Annotated in this window: 14 protein-coding genes; 3 read left to right on the top strand and 11 right to left on the bottom strand. The window is 45.3% G+C overall.

Annotated elements, in window-relative coordinates; genetic code table 11:
• Positions 1-244: 244 nt before the first annotated feature.
• On the top strand, positions 245-1,540 hold the full coding sequence (locus tag V8Q34_RS01180; protein ID WP_335834622.1) for a lactate racemase domain-containing protein: 1,296 nt from the start codon (positions 245-247) through the stop codon (positions 1,538-1,540).
• Between the two features lie 68 nt (positions 1,541-1,608).
• Here the strand turns inward: V8Q34_RS01180 and nagA are convergent, their stop codons facing one another.
• The 4 genes from nagA to aspA form a co-directional block, all read right to left on the bottom strand.
• On the bottom strand, positions 1,609-2,781 hold the full coding sequence (gene nagA, locus V8Q34_RS01175) for an N-acetylglucosamine-6-phosphate deacetylase (protein ID WP_244806255.1): 1,173 nt from the start codon (positions 2,779-2,781) through the stop codon (positions 1,609-1,611).
• A gap of 144 nt (positions 2,782-2,925) precedes the next feature.
• Entirely contained in the window at positions 2,926-3,990 is a 1,065-nt protein-coding gene (locus V8Q34_RS01170; protein ID WP_227243480.1) for a LacI family DNA-binding transcriptional regulator, read from the bottom strand.
• 356 nt (positions 3,991-4,346) lie between these two features.
• A complete protein-coding gene (locus V8Q34_RS01165; RefSeq protein ID WP_244806254.1) occupies positions 4,347-5,234 on the bottom strand; it encodes a fructose bisphosphate aldolase in 888 nt (295 codons plus the stop codon).
• Between the two features lie 215 nt (positions 5,235-5,449).
• Positions 5,450-6,886 (bottom strand): aspartate ammonia-lyase, encoded by a 1,437-nt coding sequence (gene aspA / locus V8Q34_RS01160; RefSeq protein ID WP_081960241.1) that lies wholly within the window; start codon positions 6,884-6,886, stop codon positions 5,450-5,452.
• A 302-nt stretch (positions 6,887-7,188) separates the two neighbouring features.
• Here aspA and V8Q34_RS01155 point away from each other — a divergent pair, with 302 nt between their 5' ends.
• A complete protein-coding gene (locus tag V8Q34_RS01155) occupies positions 7,189-8,142 on the top strand; it encodes a LysR family transcriptional regulator (protein ID WP_335834620.1) in 954 nt (317 codons plus the stop codon).
• Positions 8,143-8,153: 11 nt separating this feature from the next.
• Here V8Q34_RS01155 and V8Q34_RS01150 read toward each other — a convergent pair whose 3' ends face one another.
• From V8Q34_RS01150 to V8Q34_RS01120, 7 genes are all read right to left on the bottom strand, one after another.
• A complete protein-coding gene (locus V8Q34_RS01150) occupies positions 8,154-9,197 on the bottom strand; it encodes a uroporphyrinogen decarboxylase family protein (RefSeq protein ID WP_335834618.1) in 1,044 nt (347 codons plus the stop codon).
• A 155-nt stretch (positions 9,198-9,352) separates the two neighbouring features.
• Positions 9,353-10,681 (bottom strand): GntP family permease, encoded by a 1,329-nt coding sequence (locus tag V8Q34_RS01145; RefSeq protein WP_158587338.1) that lies wholly within the window; start codon positions 10,679-10,681, stop codon positions 9,353-9,355.
• A 165-nt stretch (positions 10,682-10,846) separates the two neighbouring features.
• The gene (locus V8Q34_RS01140) at positions 10,847-12,355 is read right to left on the bottom strand and encodes a helix-turn-helix domain-containing protein (RefSeq protein WP_335834617.1); all 1,509 of its coding nucleotides are present in this window, start codon (positions 12,353-12,355) and stop codon (positions 10,847-10,849) included.
• A gap of 129 nt (positions 12,356-12,484) precedes the next feature.
• Positions 12,485-13,183 carry an ABC transporter permease gene (locus V8Q34_RS01135; RefSeq protein WP_033140530.1) on the bottom strand — a complete coding sequence of 233 codons (699 nt, stop codon included), beginning with the start codon at positions 13,181-13,183 and terminating at the stop codon, positions 12,485-12,487.
• A gap of 1 nt (position 13,184) precedes the next feature.
• Positions 13,185-14,039: an ABC transporter ATP-binding protein gene (locus V8Q34_RS01130; protein WP_227211152.1), complete on the bottom strand. Its 855-nt coding sequence runs from the start codon at positions 14,037-14,039 to the stop codon at positions 13,185-13,187.
• Position 14,040: 1 nt separating this feature from the next.
• Positions 14,041-14,526, bottom strand: coding sequence for a hypothetical protein (locus V8Q34_RS01125; RefSeq protein WP_148391611.1), 486 nt, complete (start codon positions 14,524-14,526; stop codon positions 14,041-14,043).
• A gap of 3 nt (positions 14,527-14,529) precedes the next feature.
• Positions 14,530-14,970, bottom strand: coding sequence for a LytTR family DNA-binding domain-containing protein (locus V8Q34_RS01120; protein WP_103731706.1), 441 nt, complete (start codon positions 14,968-14,970; stop codon positions 14,530-14,532).
• Between the two features lie 202 nt (positions 14,971-15,172).
• Between V8Q34_RS01120 and V8Q34_RS01115 the strand changes: the two genes are divergently transcribed.
• Positions 15,173-16,279, top strand: coding sequence for a C45 family peptidase (locus tag V8Q34_RS01115; RefSeq protein ID WP_335834614.1), 1,107 nt, complete (start codon positions 15,173-15,175; stop codon positions 16,277-16,279).
• Positions 16,280-16,304 lie beyond the last annotated feature (25 nt).

Below are 16,304 nucleotides of genomic sequence, written 5' to 3'. Positions count from 1 at the left end.
GTTTTCCGTAATGTAATTTCATGGTATCACAACAACATTCTTATGTCAATTATATTTTCTAACTTTTACGTCGAAAAAAGTCTTTATTTGGAAATTTTTTATTTTCTTCCAGTATTTACCAATATAGTTATCCGGTTTTAGAAATACTAAAATTCATTCTTGCCTTTTTTGTTGCTCTGCTTTATACTTTTCTTATGGATAACGTTTTCTTTTTTCTCCTCCGTATAAAGAAAGGATACTAGCTATGGCTGAAAATTTATATGATATTATTGGTAATATAAAAATTCCACGAATGATACGCGTCCGTCAAAAATTTGACGCTGTGGAAATTACAGATATTGAACAGGCTGTACGCAGGGAAATGCAGCAGAAAGATATCGACGATACAATACAATCAGGTATGCGTATTGCTATTGCAGTAGGCAGCCGCGGCATCTGTCATCATAAAGATATCGTGAAAACAGTTGTATCTGTTCTGAAAGAGAAAAAGGCATTTCCATTTATCGTCCCTGCTATGGGCAGTCATGGGGGCGCCACGGCCAAAGGGCAGGCAGAAATACTTGCCAGTGCCCAAATAGTAGAAAATTATGTGGGATGTCCTATAGTTTCCAGTATGGAAACCGTAAAAGTCGGGGAAACAAACGAAGGTCACAGTGTACATATTGACAAACGCGCATATGAAGCAGATGGAATTATTCTGATAGGCAAGATCAAACCACACACGGCTTTCAGAGGAAGCTATGAAAGCGGCATGATGAAAATGATGGCTATTGGTCTCGGCAAACAGTACGGAGCCAGCATCTGCCACCAGGCCGGTTTCAAAAATATGGCACACCTGGTACCTTTATTTGGAAATGTCATTTTAAAGCAATGCAACATTCTCTTTGGACTATCAGTTATTGAGAATGCGTATGGACGCTCCTTTATGGTCAAAGCATTGACCGGCGACAAAATACCCGATGAAGAGCCAAAACTTCTGGAAATCGCCCGCACTAAAATGGGCAGCATTCTTTTCAATAATATTGCGGTCCTGGCTATAGATGAAATCGGAAAAAACTATAGTGGTGACGGTCAGGATCCCAATGTTACAGGAAGATTTATCACCCCCTATGCTGCCAATGATGTTCAGATACAAAAAATATGTGTTCTGGACCTTTCAGAGGAAACTCGCGGAATAATGGTAGGGATAGGATGCGTAGATGTCTGTACCAGCCGCGTATTGCAGCAGGCCAGATTAGAGGAGAGTTATATCAATGCAATAACCAGTACTGTATTTACCGGTATACACCTGCCTATGATGTTAAAAAACGATTATTTTGCTATCGCGGCATGTATTAAGACTTGTAATGAAGTGGATATAGACAATATCCGCATGGTACGAATTCCTAACACACTGGAAATCGGTGAAATATATATATCTGAAAGTATGCTGGAAGATGCAGCCTCCAATCCCTGCATCGAAATACTTGGATCTCCCGAGGAAATGGAATTCGACAACAGTGGAAACCTAATCAAAAAAGAAGCATTCTGGAGCCACTGAAACAATAAATCAATTTTAAATGGGGATGCAGTCAAAGACTGTATCCCCATTTTATACTATAATTTCTGTTATTTTACTATTTTTCCGCTTACCATGCACCATTTAACCTGAATATCATCATCAAACATAATCAAATCAGCGTATTTCCCTACAGATACAGATCCTGTCACAGAAGATATTCCTATGGAATGCGCAGGTGTAAGACTTGCCATTTTTACTGCATCACATAGAGGAATTCCGCATTTAAGCGCCGTCCGCACTAACACGTCACAAGTGGCAATACTGCCGGCAAAGGCTTTTCTGTCTGCCATTTTAGCCACACCATCCTCTATAACCACTTCCAAACCTCCCGTTAGGCTCCCTAACACAGATGTATAAGTATCTGTTCCTGCCGCTCTCATAGAATCTGTCACCAATACCACATGATCTGCGCCTTTTATTTCGTAAACCAAGCGGATTAATTCCGGCGGAATATGACGCCCATCGGCAATAATTTCGACAATTACATCTTTTAAAAGAAATGCACTTTCCACTACACCCAGATGTCGGTATCCGTCTATTCGTTTGATAGTTGAACATGCTGAGTATAAATGAGTAATCCGTCCAAAACCATTCAGTCTGGCTTTCTCCATCTGTTCCCACAGCGCATCGCTATGCCCTGCCGAACAGATGATTCCCTTCATGGAACAATATCTGCCGAATTCCATTGCACCTTCCAATTCAGGCGCTGCAGACCACAGACAAATATCACCCTCTGCCTCTTTTATAATTTTTGTGTATTCCTCCTGCATGGGATTTCTGATGATTTTAGGATTCTGTGCCCCACATTGAGTCCGGTTAAAATAAGGTCCTTCCAGGTGTATGCCTGGCAGATGAGGACCATTTTGCATATTTGCTTTTAATATTTTAAAATATTTTATGAAATTCAGTATTTCTTCTTCCGTACCTGAGAGTGCCGTAGGTACAATCGTTGTCGCTCCGAATCTAAGCTGTGTCTTGGCTGCAGTTTCCATCGCCGAAACAGATCCATCCATATAATCGCAGCCACCGGCTCCATGGCAGTGAGTATCTATGAATCCCGGTGAAAGATACAACCCCCTGCCATCTATCACGGTTTCAGCAGAAAAGGCAGGATCTCCTTCAAAAATTCTTATAATCACACCATTTTCTACTGTCACCCCGCCATCTATGACACTGTCCTCCAGTATAATTCTGGCATTTTTAATTATAGTTGCCGCCATAATATCCCCTTTCCATCTTTTTAGCCTTAACAAAACGCATTATCATAAATGCGTGTTATTAATTTTCTGGTAAGGGAAAACGTATTCCATTTCCACTATAACATCTTTCTATTTCAAATGCAAGAACTCTTCGTGATTTATCATTTATCTTTTTGGACCTGTTGACTGTCTGATCACAAGACTTGGTCTCAGATATAAATTTTTTATTACAGAATTCTTGTTTTCCATATCCTCCAACAATATTTTTACGGCCTCTTCTCCCATTTGTGCAAGCGGCTGTTCTATAGTAGTAAGGCCAGGCCAGGTAATCGACGAAAAAAATAAGTTGTTGTAACCTATCAGTGAAACTTCTTCTCCCACTTTTATTCCAATCTCGGACAGATACTGCAAAACGCCATAGGCAGTCAAATCATTTGTTGCAAAAATAGCCGTAGGCGGGGATGAAAGTTCCATCAGTTTCCTTGCCTGATATCTACCATTTTCAAATTCATATCTCTGAGGTTCTCTGTCCTTTACAGACAAAGGCTTGATATCATACTCTTCAGGCAATTCTAATCCTTTTGCTGCAAGTTCACTTTTAAAATCATGATATAAATTTATTCTGCTGGGCCTGATCAGAGGTGAATTAACAATAGCTATATTTTGATGTCCCAGGTCACATAGATGATTTAAAGCCAGTTTTGCTGCATGTCTGGAATCAAAAAATACTCCACTGGTTTCCAAACCGCTGATTTCCTGATCATAGACTACAACGCTCACCCCCATATCCATCATATGTTTCAGGGAATCAATAATAGTATCATCTTCATCTATATATGCTGATGTAGAGATAATCAATCCTTTAATCTGTCTCTGTCTTAAATCTTCCAGATATTTCTTTTCTCTCTGTGTATTACCATAAGTATTATAAATCATCACACTATATTTATTATCATCCCAAAGATAATCTTCTATCCCCCTTAAAACATCTGGATAAAAGGGGTTTGCCAAATTCTGCACAATAACTGCAATATCACTGCTTCCCTGCTTTTTCAATTGTCTGCCCATCAGATTCGGCACGTAATCCATCTTTCTCGCTGTAGCGATCACTTTTTCCTTTAAATCTTCACTGACCGGATGTGTGCTCCCCCCCAACACCCTTGAAACAGTGGAAACAGATACTCCACTGGCTTTTGCTATATCAACGATCCCTGCTTTTTTTTTCGTCATATTCGCTCCTTACGCTGCTATTCCCTGCTAACTTTTTTAATATATTTTAGAATATTGTAGCATGGAAAACGAATTCCATCAACAGGTAAACTTTACAGTAATTATTCCAATAATTTATATCAATTCTGTATCCCTGCTGTTTCTAACAACACTTTTTTACTTTTAATTTTCCGCTGTTTTCCATTTGCAATGAATTTCCCGGAATATATTATGAATTTCAGATAAGACACAAAGAAAAAAGCAGCAACAATTCCATTTATATTTTATAAACTATAAAAGGTGCTGCAAACTACGCAGCACCTCATCATAGAATATACCCTGCAATTGCAGGAAATACTGTCATTATATCACTACCCTCAGGTAATAGAAGCCTTATAGATCGCGTCTATGGACTCCCTCAGCAAATTATTGAACTCTTCCTCCGTCTGATTAACATTCAGCCCCTGGGTCAGTGCCCTGGAGAAGCTGGCGATCAGGCCCGGATTCCGGGCTAATTTTTGGTCTGCCTCATCCCTGCTGTAGCCCCCGGAAAGAGCCACCACACGAACCACATGAGTGTCTTCCATAATGTCAGAATAAAAACCATCCGCATCCGGAATCGAAAGCTTGAACATAATCTGTATACTGTCATCCAGTTTTGCCAGATGCTCCTGCAGATATCCTTTCATGATTCTTTCAGACTCCGCTTTATCTGTACTGAAAATGTCAATCTCCGGTTCCAAAATGGGAACCAGTCCGGCTTCTGCGATCTGAATCCCCAGTTCAAACTGTTGTTCCACAACAGCACGGATGCCTGCCTCATTGGCTTCTTTAATGACGGAGCGCATCTTGGTTCCGAAGATATGACGCTCTTTTGCCCGTACAAGCAGTTCATCCAGTCCCGGAATGGGTTTCATGCACTGTACACCATTCTCCACCGGTGCAAGTCCTTTGTCCACTTTCAGAATCGGAAGGATGTGTTTCTCTTCCCACAGATAATCTGCCGTCAGTTTTCCTTCCACTTCCCGCTCCATAGTCTTTTCAAAGAGAATGGCTGCCAGAATATGCTCCGAAGTAAATGCCGGGCTGGTCATGATCCTTGTACGCATAGAGTGGACCAGGTCAAACATCTCTTCCTCCCCATGGTAGCTGTCCTCAGCAATACCATAGAGTCTCAGCGCTTTCGGCGTACTGCCGCCGCTCTGGTCAAGAGCTGCTATAAAACCTTTTCCCGAACGCATTCGATTCAACTGTTCCGTGTTCATGCTTCCTCCTTTCGCCGTTTGTCAGTATCCATGCTCTGTCCGCATACGGTGAAATCTGCCTCTCCTCATACGCAGGCAAACCGGCTGGCTGCGCGGTCTTTTGATTCTGACAGCAGCGCTGCTGCCGCCATTCTTGTCATGTTGTCTGCAATACCCGGATTATAGTGATTTTCACTAAATCCATAAGAAAAACATACCACTTTTTGTCCATTTTGTCAAATATTATCCAGTAACTGTTCACCGGAAATTCCCGGTTCCGTCATGGAGTAGGGGTTTAAAATAACATTTAACTCCTCCTCCCCAAGCAGTTTATCTCTCAGGATCAGACTCCGCACGGAAGCCCCCGTTGAAATAGCCTCCTTTGCAAGAACGGCTGCCTTTTCATATCCCACATGAGGACAGATGGCAGTGATGATGCCCACACTGTTCTCCACCATATTCCTGCAGTGCTCCCGGTTGGCTGTGATCCCTTTGATACAGTTGTCCACCAGCGTATGCACGGCAAAGGTCAGGGTCTCAATGGACTGGAAAAGATTGTAGAAGATGATCGGCTCAAAAGCATTCAGTTCAAGCTGTCCCGCCTCTGTTGCCATGGCAATGGTCATATCATTGCCGATGATGTTAAAGGCAACCTGATTCACTACCTCCGGGATGACCGGATTGACTTTTCCCGGCATGATGGAGGAGCCATTCTGTCTGGCCGGAAGATTGATCTCCCCAAGGCCGGCTCTCGGTCCGGATGATATGAGGCGCAGGTCATTGGACATTTTGGAGAGATTGACTGCGCAGGTCTTCACAGCGCCGGATACCGAAGTATATCCATCCAGATTCTGTGTAGCATCGATCAGGTCATAGGACTGCACCAGATCCAGGCCGGATACCAGAGCGATATTCTTCACTACTTTCTGGAGATACTGCACATCTGCGTTCAGGCCGGTGCCGATGGCTGTCCCGCCCAGATTTAAGGAACTCATCTCCTCCTTTGCATGCTCAAATCTGGTAATATCCCGGCGGATCGCCGTTGCATAGGCCCTGAATTCCTGACCGAGACGGATGGGCACCGCGTCCTGAAGCTGTGTCCTGCCCATTTTGATCACATCGTCAAACTCCTCCGCTTTTTCCATAAGCGCCTGATACAGCCGCTCTAACTGTTCCTTTGCCCGGTTCAGAAGCTTCAGGGCTGTGAGCCTTCCACAGGAGGGAAAGACATCATTGGTGGACTGCCCGTAGTTTACATGGTCATTGGGATTGACAATAGAATAATCTCCCTTTCTGCCTCCTAAAATCTCGACGGCCCTGTTGGCGATCACCTCGTTGGCGTTCATGTTCAGGGATGTCCCTGCACCGCCCTGGATTGGGTCCACAATAAACTGGTCGTGAAGCCTGCCGGATATGATCTCGTCACAGGCCCGCACGATGGCGTCCGTTCTTTTTTTATCCAGCCGTCCCACCTCAAAATTCGTGATGGCTGCCGCCTTTTTTATCTGCGCCACGCTGTTGATCAGTTCCGGGTGCATATTCATGCCTGTTATGTAAAAATTCTCTGCAGCGCGGAGGGTCTGTACTCCGTAGTAGGCTTCCGCCGGTACTTCTTTTGTGCCGATAGAATCATGTTCCAGTCTTGTCTTTACCATTTTTTCTTTTGTATCCATATCTTTTCCTTACCTCTTTTTCCTGCAGGCCGTTCTTGCCGCCTTACATGTATTTTACAGCGTTTTTCGCCACTGCCTGCCTCTTCTTTTTACTGTTAATATACTGCCGCATAAAGCAGTTCTGTATACCACAGTCTTTTGCTATCTATATTATAAGTTCGCCTGCTATTAGAAGCTAATACATATATGTATATATTTATTATAAATAATTGTTTATATACAGAGAAATTCATGATAAGATAAAAAAAGAAGCGGTAAGTATTCACCCGGCTGAACGCTTACCAGAAATGCAGGTGGATTTCATGTTTGAAGGAAAAAAATACGTTTATGAAGTTTATAAAACAAGGAGCTTTTCAAAAGCTGCCGCTAACCTCTATATCTCCCAGCCGTCCTTAAGCGCTACCATAAAAAAGATTGAGGCCCGTCTCGGAACCCCCATTTTTGACAGAAGCACCAGCCCTATCATGCTTACAGAGTGCGGGGAAAAATACATACATTACGTGGAACATCTCATGGATATGGAAAATGAATTTGAAAATTATCTGAATGACTTTGAGGCCCTCAGGACCGGACATCTTTCTGTAGGGGGAAGCAATCTCTTTGCCTCCTACGTCCTGCCGCCCCTGCTCTCCGGCTTTATGGGAAAATATCCCTCCATAGAGGTGAAAATGACGGAGTCCACCACAGGCGATTTGGAAAAACAACTCTTTTCCGGCAGTCTGGACCTGGTGATTGACAACTATCCTTTCTCAGATACCATTTATGACCGCCATTTTTTCTGCAAGGAACAGCTTCTTCTTGCAGTCCCCGCAGGACTGGCCCGCGAAAAAGGATCGGATACCTGCTGTCTGGACGCTGCCTCCATAAAAAACGGTTCTTATGAAGAGTGCTGTGTCTGCCCTGATATCCTGCAGCATTTTGCCCATGACCCTTTCCTGCTTCTCAGAGCAGGAAATGACACACGTGAGCGCTCTGACCTGCTTTTAAAAAGCGCAGGTCTTGCGCCCCATGTGCCTCTGAAGCTGGACCAGCAGGTCACGGCCTATCATCTTGCCTGTTACGGCATGGGGATCGCCTTTGTAACAGACACCCTGATCCGGCATGTGCCTGATGACTCCAGGATTGTTTTTTATAAGCTGCCGCCGGACATCTCCCAGCGGAATATTTATTTCTACCACAAACGCTCCCGGTATGTGACAAGAGCCATGGAGGAGTTTTTAAAAATCGCAGGTTCCGGTATCCCCACGGGGCAATGACAAAAACAGGCTCACTCCTGATCTTTCCTGCGGTAATACTGCCTGCCGTACTTTCTGGCCTCATCCTCCACCCAGGCTATTTTTCTCAGCATATCATCCGAATTGCCTACAGGACTCAAATCCCAGAATACATAGCCGCCGCCCACTGCGAAGTTATCTATGGCAGTTCTCGCAGACTGCCGCACTACCTCCTCGGACGCTCCGGGCATTCCGGCCTTTCCCTGGGAATCCCAGCCGCCGTTTAATACAAGACGGTTTCCATATCTGGCCTTGATTCCTTTAAGATCATTCATGACCTGGGCCGGCTGCCAGATATTGACACCCATTTCCACAAAATCAGGTATGATCTTTTCACAGCACCCACACATATGGAGTTCAACCGGCAGCCCAAATTCCTTTGCCACATCAATAAGCCTCTGATAAAAAGGACGAAACCTGTTCCGGAAGGTTTCTGTGGAAATAAAAAGATTCGTGGCAGCAGCCATGTCATCATCAATGATCACCACATCCGGTTTATAGATGGGGATCAGATGCCGCATAGCCTCCTCGGTCAGCACAGTGACTGCATCAAACAGCTCATCCACCGCCTCCGGTTCCTCCAGAAGCGCGCATAAACCCTCCTCAAATCCCATCATGTTCATCAGAGGAATGAAAAAGTTACCCCCGCAGCCGTCTGTCCGGTAGCCCATGGCCTTATTGGGGTTATGCATGCGCAGAGCCTCTGCTGCCATCTGCTCCCAGTCAATTTTGGAGGTATCCGGGAAATTCACAAACTCCCTCCATTTTGTCACGTCTTCCAACAGCTTTCTGTCCGGTTTTGGCATCTTGCCCGCATCGTTAATTTCCCACTCCACGTTGAAAATATCAAACTTTCTCTCTTTATTTACATAGTCCAGCATAAAACCCGTAAATACCCAGTCGCAGGCGTCAAAATACAGGGGTACCCAGTCCGGTTCCTCTCCCCGGATAACCTTCAGATAATTTTCCTTCTCGTCTGCCTCGCCGCCTACTGAGCTGCTGAATTTCATCCAGTCCAGTACCATATTATCTGCCATAATCCATTCCTCCTTCTACAAAAACGTAATCCTTCAGATAACTGAACAGTTACATGCATCCGGCCATTTAAAATCGCTTTGCCATGGGCCGGATACTCACTGCCGCCACGCATTCATGCGGTCAGCGCAGTGAATGCGCACATCTGTCTGAACCGTTACATCAATACTGCAATAGCAGAAAAAATAATATTGATCACAATAGATGGAAGGATCACGCTGGTGATACACACCGGATATGATTCCTTCAAATCCGTTCCCGCAAATCCCATTACCCCGTGAAGTCCGCCCGAATGTGGGGATAAGGTGATGCCGCCTGCTGTATTCGCAACGGTTATCTGCCGCAGCAGCCCCGTATTTACTGACGGATTCGCCAGCCATCCTGCCCCAAAAGTTCCAAGGACCGTCTGCGCGGTCACAGCTCCGCCCCCGGTTATAAATCCCGTTACACTTCCCGCTATAAGGCACTGCATATACGGGTTTCCTCCTACATTCTGAACCGCTTCGGTGAAAAGCTGATAACCGTGGGAACCTGTAATAACACCCAGAAAACCCGCAATAACAGCAGCGGCAAAGGTGGGATTTAATCCTCCGGCCATTCCTTTGAACAGAATATCCTTTTCACTGCCCCGAAGCGTCTTCAGGTTCAGAAGATAACATACAATACACGCGATTCCCATGGAGGCCAGTATACTGTTGGACGCTTCCAGTCTCCCGATTCCCATAAAAGAAAACCAGCCCGATGTCAGTCCTGTATACAAAAGAATCACCAGTACCATGGGAGCAAGCGCTGCTGCCAGACCCGGCAGATTTTCCCTGTCAGGCTTCACCATCTGCCTGTCAGACTCCGTCTCCACGTATCTGCGTCCTTTTTCTTCCCATCTTTTTTCCGTCCTTCTGATGATGAAATATCCCGCTGCTGCATAGAGGACAAACATTGCCAGACAGATCACCGGCACCGTCCCGGCAGACACCTGCAGCATCTGGGATACCACGGTATTCACCATACTGGGATTTCCCGGAAAGAGCTGTGCTGTGAACAATCCCAGATAAAATACAGAGAGCCAGATTCCTCTGTTTATATTAAATTCCTTTGACAGAACCACTGCCATTGGCCATACAATAAATATCTGTACATAAGGATTTACCCCGCCCAGATTCAGCAGACAGCACACAATGAACATGACCAGCAGTATCTTTTCTTTTCCAAATACATCCACCAGCTTATACGCAATGGCTGAGACCGAACCGGAACGTGACATGAACTCTGAATACACGGCACCGATGGTAAAGATCAAAAACCACGAACCGAAAAATCCCACCAGACCGGGCATGTAGTAATCACTGAAAACCGCCCACAGTCCGATACCGCTTGTCAGCCCCACAATAACAGCACAGATCAGGCTGACAAGAAGCATATTCCACTGTTTAAAAGCCAGGAATACCAGCAGAGCAATGGCTGCCACGATTCCTATTACACTTACCATGTGAATCCTCCCTTTCTCCATTTTTAAACACGCTGTAATCTCTTGGCCTGAAAGAAGATCTTCTTTTATGTTTTCATCATAGCACCGGCAAGTGTAAAAAAATATGCTCATAACACCGAAAGCTTTTCCGGTTCTTTACTCTATTTTGTAGGAACCGGCAGGCCCTCATGTATCTATCATCTCAAAGACAAGCATGAGATACAGTCTTGTCCGATAATCGCTTAACTGCCAGCCGGTGATCTCCTCAATCCTTTTTATCCTGTACAGATAGGTGGTCCGGTGCACGTGAAGGATTTCCTGGGCAATGACTGCCCTGCCGCTGTTCTCCAAACATATTTTCAGGGTATACAGCAGCTCTGTCCCATGCTTTTTGTCGTAATCCATCAGTGCAGCCAGGGGCGGGGCAATATAAAACTCTTTGTTATGTTTCAGGCAGGCTGTCCTTACCATATATTCCAGAATATATTTTTCAAACAGATACACTCTTTCAGTGCTGTCCGTCTGATTGCCTGTTTCAAAAGCGATAACTGCCTGATGGTAATACATGCCTACTTTTTCGAAATCAGAAAACCAGCCGCTGCATCCTATATAAAAGTCATGACGGCCGGCAAAGCTCTCCAGTATTTCATATATTTTCTTATTTTTCCTGGATGGATAGCGCAGAATGAGATGAATATGATTTCCATGGACAAACGTATAATTACTGTCCAGGATCCGGTGCAGATACAACATGTGTTCCGCCAGCCTGGAATGCCGGTTATTCTCTGAAAAACTGGACAGATAGACATAGAGATATGTATCTGACTTTTCCCATCCGTAAGACCGGAGTATGGAATCATAGACGTCCAGATAAGGCCGTTCCGAAACGGTAAGCGCCTTCACCATGTGGTCAAACTCCTTTGTCTCTCCCAGATTGACGGGACAGATGTCCAGATACGCCATCTTCACATAATCGGATATGAGCATCAGAAATGACAGATCACTTTCCCTGCAGGGGCGGTAAACTTCATCTGCCACAAGCCTTCCCAGATATTCCTGACGGTGAAAAATGTTATAGTAGATTTTCCGAAACCCGTACATTTTCTCTGAAAAGATACCGGGAATTTTTGTCTTTAACGTCTCCTTGTACTCCGGGTCAGAGACAACAACCATGTATTCATCTTCCGGAAGATAAGCATTCTCAGCCAGGGAAAAGTTCTTATCATGGTTTTTCTTTCCCGGCACGTACATCATGATCCGGAATACAGGGGTCGCGAAAGAGACGGGATTTTCCAATACCTCAAAGAGAATCCTCCCTATCTCATTCATGGGTGCATGGTCCACAAGACATCTCAGAATCCTCACCTCAATGTCCTGAAACCGCCGGAAGATTTCTGCTGCTTTCTGGAACAGTCCGGTGATATCTGTCCCCTCTTCCACACAGAGGTATTCGCAGGGTATCTGCCTGTAAATTTCCGGCAGTTTTCCTATACAGATCAGTGATATACTGTTTTCTGCCTCCGGAACATCCGGAAGATCTTCTGCATCTGCAATGTAAAGACAGGATTCCTGGAACCTTTCTCCTGTGCAGACCTCCACGCTTTCCAGGTAAAAAGAAAAGGGGCGGTTCGTCTGCTTTCTTTTTATGTCCTGACTGTCCAGATAATCGGAAATTATGGTCATATTCAGCTTCATACCTTCTCCTCCTCAAACAAAACCCATCCCGGCCTTCCTCATTTTACTGACGCGGAACTGCATGCAGCCATCTTCCGGCTGTGTGAAGTGCACATCCTGCCCGGAGAGTCTCTTCTGTGATCACAACACTTATTCCAAACCATATCTCCTGTAACAAAACGTAAAAAACAAAACAACAGCAAAGAAATTGATTCCTATAATCACCATACTCTCAGTACCTGCTCCATGGGTTCCAATCCCCTCCATGATTTTGCTGACCTGCTGGGAAAAGATGTACTTTGACACCTTTGCAATTTTCTCATTGAAGGCCGCCAGCATGGGTAGAAACGAGAGCACCATCATGACAGGAACTGCTATGGAAGTGGCAGCCATCTGCCCTCTGCTCCTCACCCCGATCGCTGCTCCCAGAAGCAGGGAGAGCACGATTCCCACACACATGGCAAGCACAAAACCGGCCAGTTCCTCTCCCCTGAAATTTCCCATGATCCCGAAAAACAGTGCGCCAATGGTGCATATCATGAACACATAACCGCCTGTTCCGAGCAGATATTCCCCTGCCTTTACATTGGACATAAGCAGTACGCGCAAAGTGTTGCATTCTTTTTCCTCTGATATAATTGCCGCCATGGAGGTGAGGGGAGCCATGCCGATATACATGGTGGCAAATAAAATCACAAAGAAATTATCCTGCATTCCCTGCATATCTATGGTATTCTGCATCACAGCCGTCAGCAGCGGGAACATAACAAACTGAATCAGTATCACTTTATTTTTCAGGGTATCTTTTACCTGTTTTTTCCATACTGCATATATCTTTCTTCCATCCATGCTACTCAAACCTCCTTCCGGTCAATTCCAGAAATACCGTTTCCAGATTTGGCTCTGTAGAGTGGATACTCTCCACCTGTTCCGATGCAAAAAGCTCCTGAATCTTTCCTGCAGATTCCCTGCTGTTTCGAAGATCGATCTCCCGGCCGTCCTTCAGCAGAATCCTGACCCGGTTCTGCTCATTATATTTCCTGCAGATTTCCTCCGGTTTTCCGTATTCCACGATTTTCCCCTGGTTTAAGAGCGCAACATGGTCACATAATTTTTCTGCCTCCTCCATATTGTGGGTGGTGAGAAAGACTGTGGCTCCTTTTGCCTGCTCCTGACGGATCAGGTTATGGATCTCGCTTACTGTGGAGGGGTCCAGCGCACTGCCGGGTTCATCCAGAAAAAGGATTTCCGGGCTGTGCATCAGGGCTCTTGCCATGACCAGGCGCTGCCGCATTCCCTTGGAAAGCTTGCTGACCGGACGCTTCTCTGCCTCCAAAAGTCCCACAGCGCTTAGGATTTCCCGTATTTTTGCCTTTGGTATCCTGTAGATTTCCGCGAATAATGCCAGATTATCACGGCAGCTCAGACGGTCATACAGTCCGGTGTTATCCAGCACCATGCCCATCTTTGTGTAAATACTGCTGGTAAGTTTTCTGGTATCCGTTCCCAATACTTCCGCCCTTCCTCCTGTCTGTACAAGCTGTCCCGTAAGTATCTTGATCAGTGTTGTTTTCCCGGCTCCGGACGGGCCAAGCAGGCCGAAGATTTCACCTTTTTTCAGTGTCAGGCTGATGTCCTCCAGAACTGTTTTGTCTCCGAACCTTTGGGTGATTTCCATTATTTTTATACTGTTTTCACAATCCATTTTATTTCTCTTCCCCTTCCCATTTTTTCTTCATGCGGTTCAGACCCTCTTCCAGTTTCCGGTCCTCAGCCTTCATTTTCAGGCGCATAACACCTATGCTCACAGCAACACTGATGGCAAAGCAGACAATGAAACATACCCACGGTTCCCACATATTTACGGGAAACCAGCCGAATCCCCAGATTGCCATACAGGTGATCGTCAGAATGGACAGCAGCATACATACGGTCCGCCCGGTCCCTGACAAGCGTTTGAACAACTTTTCCGAGAAGAACAGGTACTGCATACAGGTCACCAGAAAAGAAGTCAGCAAAAACTCCGCCATGACCTCCAGAGGAATCCCCTGCCTTCCAAGCCTGAATATGCCGGAAATTTCCTTTGCCGTTTCGCCGAAAAAAAAGGCGATCAGAATCAGTATAGTGGCAGTGATCCCGTAAATACAAAACACATTTCCCAAAAAATCAAATATCGTTTTCTCTCTTTCCATACTCTACCGAACCCCCAGTTTTTCTTTCATATACTCTGCATATTGTCTGGATACAATCAGTTTTTCCCCGTTTGTCATAGTCACAAGAAGACGCCGGTTCAGCTCTGACTTCAGAGAAGCAATGTGCCGGAAATTAATGATGCAGGACTTGTTTGCCCTGAAAAAATCAGCGTCCTCCAGTTGTTCCTCCAGCTCATAAAGCTTCAGATCCGTCTCATACACCTCACTTTTTGTATAGAGAAATGTTTTTTTATCCGCGGTATCAATATACAGCACATCCACTGCCTCGATGAGATACATCTCCCCTGCTTTATACCCGGCAAGCTGTTTGTTCAGCATATGCAGCATGGAGAGTATTCTTTCGATCTCCGGTGTCATTTCCGGGCATGTTACGTGGATGTGAGTCTCTTTTTCATCTGTGTCCGTGTGCACGGTTATCTTCACGCAGCCATCTCCTTTCCCTTCTGCCTAAACCTTAACAGACTCTGTTTAAATGCGCAATAGCATGGGGCCCCAGTTGCCCTATACGGGTACCAAGTTACCACGCGCACCAAACAGACTGATCTGCCGGACAGCAAAAAATATCAAGTTTCTCTCTTTCTTTCAAATTATAATCTTTTTATAACAGAAAGGAATGATGTGAAATATGGAAAAAACACACGTATATCTGAAAAATTTTACAGGCACAAGCTATGAAGTGGGAACACAGATTGGAAACTGGATACTATCTGCGCCGGTTCTGCTGCAGAGGGCCTTGCTGCCGCCCGATACCTATCCCCATGATAAATTTGCGCAGATCACCGCTCTGCTGGATGAATACTGTCCCGGTATCAACGAGGAGATTCTGGGCTTTTCAGACACCGTCGGCGTTCATGCGGAACAGATCCTCTTCTACGCAATGACCTATCTGGAACGCGGATGCAGCCTGATGGCAGCCCTTCCATCCAAAACAGAAAACCGCCACACCATGATGGCCAGAAATTATGACTTCCACGATGAAATGGAGGAGATGTGCTTTGCCTATACTGATATCAAGGGAAAATACCGCTATATCGGCTCCACTCTGCATCTGTTCGGCAGAGGTGACGGAATAAATGAGCATGGCCTCGCAGTGTGCCAGGCGGGAAACGGACTTCCCGTCGGTAATTTTGAGGGTGCACAAAAGGCAGGGGTAACGGGATTCCAGCTCTGGATCGTTGTGCGCAGTATTCTGGAAAACTGCAGAACCGTGGAGGAAGCAATCCGGTGGACCATGGATGCCCCTATTGGTTTTAATATCAATTTGATGTTGGCTGACAGCTATGATAGAATAGCATTATTACAATGCATAGATGGCCACAAGGCATATGAAATCCTGGACAGCAGCAGTGAAAAAACATATCTCACGTCCACAAACCACACCCTGTTTGAGGAAATCAAGCCCTACGAAAAAATGGTTATCGAAAATTCCCTGATCCGTAACCGCAATATAGAAAAACTCTTTGAACAGGACAGGTGCATTTCCAAGGAAGACATGAAACATCTGTTGTCCGCTCCCTATCCTGAAGGCCTCTGCTGCCACTACTATAAAGAATTTTTCGGAACACTGCGCTCCATGGTATTTGATGTGACAGATAAGACCATAGAGATGACATTCGGCTCACCGCAGGTAAATACATGGCAGACATTTTCCGTCGGCATGCTGGATGCCGGGGAAATACCGGCACTGCTGCCTCAGGAAAAAGCAGGCCCGGAATTCTATAATATACTTTGATCGAACCATAAAAGGAGGGAGGAGA

The organism is Blautia sp. JLR.GB0024 (assembly GCF_037000545.1).
Classification (GTDB): Bacteria; Bacillota; Clostridia; order Lachnospirales; family Lachnospiraceae; genus Blautia; species Blautia celeris.
The sequence above is the reverse complement of the archived record's forward strand: the minus strand, read 5'-3'. Positions and strand labels throughout refer to the sequence as shown.

Bases quoted from the DNA above. Each gene is read 5' to 3' on its own strand.
- V8Q34_RS01180 (WP_335834622.1), top strand. From the start codon at position 245: ATGGCTGAAAATTTATATGATATTATTGGTAATATAAAAATTCCACGA.
- nagA (WP_244806255.1), bottom strand. From the start codon at position 2,781: ATGGCGGCAACTATAATTAAAAATGCCAGAATTATACTGGAGGACAGT.
- V8Q34_RS01170 (WP_227243480.1), bottom strand. From the start codon at position 3,990: ATGACGAAAAAAAAAGCAGGGATCGTTGATATAGCAAAAGCCAGTGGA.
- V8Q34_RS01165 (WP_244806254.1), bottom strand. From the start codon at position 5,234: ATGAACACGGAACAGTTGAATCGAATGCGTTCGGGAAAAGGTTTTATA.
- aspA (WP_081960241.1), bottom strand. From the start codon at position 6,886: ATGGATACAAAAGAAAAAATGGTAAAGACAAGACTGGAACATGATTCT.
- V8Q34_RS01155 (WP_335834620.1), top strand. From the start codon at position 7,189: ATGTTTGAAGGAAAAAAATACGTTTATGAAGTTTATAAAACAAGGAGC.
- V8Q34_RS01150 (WP_335834618.1), bottom strand. From the start codon at position 9,197: ATGGCAGATAATATGGTACTGGACTGGATGAAATTCAGCAGCTCAGTA.
- V8Q34_RS01145 (WP_158587338.1), bottom strand. From the start codon at position 10,681: ATGGTAAGTGTAATAGGAATCGTGGCAGCCATTGCTCTGCTGGTATTC.
- V8Q34_RS01140 (WP_335834617.1), bottom strand. From the start codon at position 12,355: ATGAAGCTGAATATGACCATAATTTCCGATTATCTGGACAGTCAGGAC.
- V8Q34_RS01135 (WP_033140530.1), bottom strand. From the start codon at position 13,183: ATGGATGGAAGAAAGATATATGCAGTATGGAAAAAACAGGTAAAAGAT.
- V8Q34_RS01130 (WP_227211152.1), bottom strand. From the start codon at position 14,039: ATGGATTGTGAAAACAGTATAAAAATAATGGAAATCACCCAAAGGTTC.
- V8Q34_RS01125 (WP_148391611.1), bottom strand. From the start codon at position 14,526: ATGGAAAGAGAGAAAACGATATTTGATTTTTTGGGAAATGTGTTTTGT.
- V8Q34_RS01115 (WP_335834614.1), top strand. From the start codon at position 15,173: ATGGAAAAAACACACGTATATCTGAAAAATTTTACAGGCACAAGCTAT.